This window comes from Microbulbifer sp. SE14, from assembly GCF_059834885.1.
Map to the genome: position 1 here is coordinate 1 of NZ_JCBAJA010000062.1, position 4,983 is coordinate 4,983.

Here is a 4,983-nt window from a genome sequence, read left to right on the forward strand (position 1 = left end):
CCGCAACTGGAAGCCAGCGCTAAACCGTTTTATGATCGAATTTGGTGATCGCTTGGTCGATCACCAGTAACCAGCGGCATGGGCGGTTACACAGAATTATTTACAGCCTCGTTACATAGAATTATTTACACTCTCTTTCTTGCCCGATCCAACAACAACTGGAACTCTGCTTTCGAATTAGATTCACTATGCCACTACAATCGTAAAGATTGACTAATCGACCTGGCGATTTTTGGCGCTTTAGGAACGCACACGCTTTTCCGTTTGTACGTATACGGTGTCCGTAGTGGCCATACTTGAGTGCCCCAAATCCTCGGAGAGATCCTTGAGCGTGCGACCGAGCTCAACTTCCATACTGGCACTGGTATGCCTCAACCAGTGAGTGGAAGCCTCTTTCAGCTTGCGCGTTGTCTTTACCTTCAGCTTGCCGCATTGCTTCATAGGCTTTATCAAAAACCTGTTGAACATACGAGTAAGCTGTGCGACGTCATGTCTCCTTGGTCGCGGATTTTCTCGACGATGGGATGGTTTTCTCCCACTGAAGGAAGTGGACTCAGGTCTTGGTAGATACGATAGCGTGAGATACCCAATAAAGCTGGTGGGAACCATAATATCCCTCAGTTTGCGGCCTTTTCGAAGATTTTTAGCCACCAATTACCGTCCCAATCCTGTCAAGGCCAGGCTTAAAGCCACATTGAAGACATATTGCCACTGGACTTCGGTTAATCGCCGAACCTCCTTGACCTGGGCATCCTTGATGAAATGATGGAAGTAGGGCTTGGCAGTCTGCGCAGGATCACCGTACAGATATTCCTCGTTCATCAAGTACTTATAGAAAGCAATAATCCCAGTGAATGTGGCGGCTAAGGTTTGTTGTGACGGTTTGTACTTTTTCTTGTTAGGGCGCCTGTTCAAACTAATTAGCGTATCTACTATCAACGCAAAATGGATGAAGAACTTGAAAATGACGTCCAATTTGTCAAATCGAGAGAAAATTCTTCTAAAGCCTTTCAGGCGCCGGAACAATCTCTCCACTTCATTCCGTTTTTTGTACATTTCTCGATCATATTCCCAAACGCTCAGGCGGTTACTTTTGGGAGGCACTACAGGTTCCATTCCGAGATCAAACACCAACTGTCGGGTTTCATCTCGCTCATAGGCCTTATCCATGATCACTTTGGTTCCTTCCCAGCCACAGTTTTTCAGTGTTTTAAGCAATTTTCTGCCTTCTGGAGCGTCGCCTGCCTGCCCCGGGGACAGAGAAAATGCTACGGCGCGGTTGTGGCCAGCTGCGACCATATGAATTTTGGTGGTCCAGTCTCCTCGTGACTTGCCGATAGATTGAGGACCGTTTTTTTTAACGCACCTGTGCCGTCTGGATGAACCTTTACAACCGTAGAATCAAGAGAAGCATGGTCAACTTGAATATTGATCACGTCATTTTCCTGAAGCGCGAGAAACACCCGGTCCAACACGCCCTGTTTGGCCCAACGATTCGCTCGCATGTAGATACTATGCCAACGACCGAACCGTTTTGGCAGGCCGCGCCATTTACAGCCATGTTCAGCTACATAGAGAACGGCATTTAGGACCTGCAGGTTAGATATTTTCACGTTGCCACGCGGGATCGGCAGCAAGTCTTCGATAATTTTGAATTGTTGTGCTGTGAGTTCCATCCCGCAATTATACAAGAATTAGTGTGAACAGGCCCTGGGAGCTGAGTTGCTGGTGCCACTGTTTTTTGGCAGCTTGAGCTTATACGGCGCCCAGGATTTGCTCTGAATATACTGGTCTTCGCGGTGCCGTACTCCTGGAGGAATTTGGTCAAACTGATGCCCTTCTGGAACTGTACCTTGTTGCGAGCCATGGCGGATTCCCTTGCAGATCAATGAGTTAACTGTATTTATATACAGTTGGGTGTGAGCAAGAGTGGTAATTAGGTGGGAGAATGGTTCTCATATTCCCCATTCCATCTAAACGAGATGTGTCAAATTTTGCCTGAACCTTTCCATACAAATCAATGGGTTAGCGAGTTATTGCGCAATACCTTCCTCGATTTCGTCAAATAGCCAACGATTGAATCAATTTCCCGCCCAATAGGGCGGGGAAGTGATTAAAGTGCCCGCCGCCGAAACAGCGGCAGCGGCTGGTCCACGCCCGCCTGGTAGCTGTCACTGAAGTCGCGCAGGGAGTCCAGCAGGCCCGCCAGCGACTGCTCGCCCTCGTAGGCGAAGGCGTTGAAGCCGCAGCGGCGTAAATAGGTGAGCTGGTCGCGCATAAAGGCGCCCACCGCGCGCAGCTCGCCCGCGAAGCCGTAGCGCTCGCGCAGCAGGCGGCCGGCGGTGAAGCCGCGGCCGTCGGCGAAGGCGGGGAAGTGCACGGCGATCAGCGGCAGCCCCTTCGCATCCTCACCGATCAGGTCGGCGGTCTCGTCGCTGTCCAGCCAGACAGCGATTTCGGCCCTGCGGCTGGAGAGATCGCCTTTCAGGGCCTTCCAGATCTTGTAGGGCAGTATCACCTTGCCGGTTGCCAGGGATTCGGCGGTGATCTCCGTCTCTCCGTCGCTCTGCGGCAGCAGTCGCCATTCGTTCTCGGTTACGGCGCCGTCGATGATCAGTTCCGCCGGGTTGGCCGGCTGCGGCCCGAGGTTAGCTGGCTTTGGCATAGACTCTCTCCTTGAAGGGCTGCAGGCCGATGCGGTTGTAGGTGTCGATAAAGGGCTCCTCCGGCTGGCGCTGTTCCACATAGAGATCGAGGATCTTGCCGATCACTTCAGTGACCTCGGCGCGGGAGAAGCTGGGACCCAGCACCTTGGCCAGGCTGGCGTTCTCCGAGGAGCTGCCGCCCAGTTGCACCTGGTAGAACTCCTCGCCCTTCTTGTCCACGCCGAGAATGCCGATATGGCCCACGTGGTGGTGGCCGCAGGCGTTCATGCAGCCGGAGATATTCAGGTTCAGGTCGCCGAGGTCGTAGAGGTAGTCCAGGTCGTCGAAGCGGCGCTGTATCGCCTCGGCCACCGGGATGGACTTGGCGTTGGCCAGGGAGCAGTAGTCGCCGCCGGGACAGCAAATCATATCGGTCAGGGTGCCGATATTGGGCGTGGCGAAGCCGTGCTTGCGTGCCGCCTGCCACAGTTCGTAGAGACGGTCCTGCTGCACGTCCGCCAGCACCACATTCTGGTCGTGGGTGACGCGGGCCTCGCCGAAGCTGAACTCGTCCGCCAGGTCGGCGATGGCCTCCAGCTGGCGATCGGTGACGTCGCCAGGCGGTACGCCGGTGGGTTTGGTGGACAGCTTGATGGCCCGGTAGCCGGGTACCCGGTGCGGGAAGCTGTTGCGCTCCAGCCAGCGGCTGAAGGCCTTGTTGTCGGCTGCCTGGGCTTCGAGTACCGCATCGCTGGCGGCGCCGTCGAAGGCCTTGTATTCGGGGTTGGTGAAGAAGGATTTGGCCCAGGCCAGCGCCTCCGGGGTCAGTTTCTCGGCGCCGTCCCTGATCTGCTCCCACTCCGCTTCCACACGGCGGCCGAACTCCGCGGCGCCCAGGGCCTTCACCAGTATCTTGATGCGTGCCTTGTACTTGTTGTCGCGGCGACCCAGCTGGTTGTAGACGCGCACTATGGCTTCCAGGTAGGAGAGCAGGTCCTCTTCCGGCAGGAAGTCGCGGATCTGCTCGGCGATCACCGGCGTGCGGCCCTGGCCGCCGCCGACCAGCACCTGGTAGCCGATCTCGCCGCCGCGCTTCACTATCTGCACGCCGATATCGTGCACCCGTATCGCGGCGCGGTCCTGCTCGGAACCGCTGACGGCGATCTTGAACTTGCGCGGCAGGAAGGCGAATTCCGGGTGGAAGGTGGACCACTGGCGGATCAGCTCGCAGTAGGGGCGCGGGTCGGCGATCTCGTCCCGGGCCACGCCGGCGTAGGGGTCCGAGGTGGTGTTGCGGATGCAGTTGCCGCTGGTCTGTACCGCGTGCATCTCCACTTCCGCCAGCTCGGCGAGGATATCCGGCACATCCTCCAGGTTCGGCCAGTTGAGCTGGACGTTCTGGCGGGTGGTGAAGTGGGCGTAGCCCTTGTCGTAGTCGCGGGTGATGCGCGCCAGGCGCCTGAGCTGGGTGCTGTTGAGTAGGCCGTAGGGCACGGCGATGCGCATCATCGGCGCCAGCCGCTGGATATAGAGGCCGTTTTGCAGGCGCAGCGGCAGAAATTGTTCCTCGCTCAGTTCGCCGGCCAGGTAGCGTTCCGTCTGGCCGCGGAACTGGGCCACGCGGTCGCCGATGATGGCGCGGTCCCGGTCGTCATATCGATACATAACAGCTTGATTCCATTGCCTTTTTTGCGCACTTTGGCGGAGGTCTGGGGAGCACGGGTAGGGCCCCGCAGAGTCTCCGGTGGCGCATAACATACCAGCGGGCTTATGCAAAAAATAACAATATTTTTCGCTATGCCTGTAACCAATGGTTATAAGGATTGGAGATTGCCGGGATGGCGTCGCTTGCGCCACGGACGTTGATTTGCTCTACTTGACTGACCGTTCCGTGCGGTCCTGCTACTTTGAATAACAATAATGCAATCGGAGTATTTCGATGAGTGAAGAAGTAGTTGTATCCAGTGAAAGCGATAACGTGGCGGATGCCTTCGCCGCGGTGGCCCTGGTGGCCATTTTTGTTGTGACCTGTATTTACTGGGTGGCTTCCCAGTAATACTTCCCCCCTAAGGCAAGGGAAAGAGCCCGGAGCTGAGTGGTGCCGGGCGGGATTTCTTCTATCTTCCCTGTTTCCCTGTCGGTGCTATTCGGCGGCTGCTGAGATTTCGGTCTGAGTTTGATCGCGGCCATGGGCCGCTCCTACAGGTAGCCGTATCTGTCCCGTGAGTGTAGGAGATGTAATAAAGCGGCGAGGCATTGATCTAGCTTTGGAAGGGGTCAGTCCCCTAATCTGGTTGAGATTGAATCACAAGGTCGCTAAGCGCCTTAAACCAGAAGG

2 protein-coding genes and 1 pseudogene are annotated in these 4,983 nt (G+C 56.1%); all 3 read right to left on the reverse strand.

The window, feature by feature from the left end; genetic code table 11:
- Positions 1–921: 921 nt before the first annotated feature.
- A pseudogene (locus tag AC6R19_RS22585) lies at positions 922–1,676 on the reverse strand (IS5 family transposase); the annotation flags it as partial.
- 437 nt (positions 1,677–2,113) lie between these two features.
- Complete coding sequence (locus tag AC6R19_RS22590; RefSeq protein ID WP_500582125.1) at positions 2,114–2,665, reverse strand: DUF934 domain-containing protein; 552 nt, start codon at positions 2,663–2,665, stop codon at positions 2,114–2,116.
- Positions 2,649–4,310, reverse strand: a complete 1,662-nt coding sequence (locus AC6R19_RS22595; RefSeq protein ID WP_500582126.1) for a nitrite/sulfite reductase — start codon at positions 4,308–4,310, stop codon at positions 2,649–2,651. Before AC6R19_RS22595 ends, AC6R19_RS22590 begins: the two co-directional genes overlap by 17 nt.
- Positions 4,311–4,983: the final 673 nt, after the last annotated feature.

Bases quoted from the DNA above. Each gene is read 5' to 3' on its own strand.
- AC6R19_RS22590 (WP_500582125.1), bottom strand. From the start codon at position 2,665: ATGCCAAAGCCAGCTAACCTCGGGCCGCAGCCGGCCAACCCGGCGGAA.
- AC6R19_RS22595 (WP_500582126.1), bottom strand. From the start codon at position 4,310: ATGTATCGATATGACGACCGGGACCGCGCCATCATCGGCGACCGCGTG.